The 528-nt window shown below is 43.0% G+C and carries 1 protein-coding gene; it reads left to right on the forward strand.

Annotated features, from left to right (window positions below):
• Positions 1-221 precede the first annotated feature (221 nt).
• Positions 222-528, forward strand: a 307-nt coding sequence (locus R7040_RS29740) for a DUF3450 family protein (protein ID WP_318098086.1), incomplete at its 3' end; no start/stop codon positions are given.

A 528-nucleotide genomic window follows, 5' to 3' on the forward strand; every position in this document is an offset into this window, starting at 1 on the left:
ATCATTGCTCGATTCAATGTCGAAAACTTATTCGATACTGACTACCTCGCAGGTGGTGGTAGTACGAATGGCAATCAAGAAGGTGCGAGTGGAGTAGTGGTTGGAGAAGGCCGCAACTACATGGCAACCATCCAGTTCAAGTACTGATAACAATTTGATTAGTAAAGGGGAAGTTTGGTCTTCCCCTTTAGTCGTTTTTAGGAAATAGCATTTAAACTCGTATGAATCTAATGAAATCAAGTATCGCTCTGTTGATCTCATCCGTTTTGATTCCTGCTCAGGCGGCGAATTTAAACGATGCACAAGCAGTGCAGAGTAAAACTAACCAAGCATCAGCGGTTAGCCAAAAACGTATTGATGCAAGCGCAGAAAAGGCTCTGACGCTGGAAGCGGAAATCGAACAGCTTCAGGAAGAAGTCAGCAACTTGAAGATTTATCGTGATCATCTTTCAAGTTTGGTCGAAAGCCAACATCAAGAAGTGAACAGTTTGAACGAGCAAATTGAGCAGATTGCTCAAACTCGTCAGG

The sequence above is a fragment of the Vibrio sp. 1069 genome, assembly GCF_033340555.1.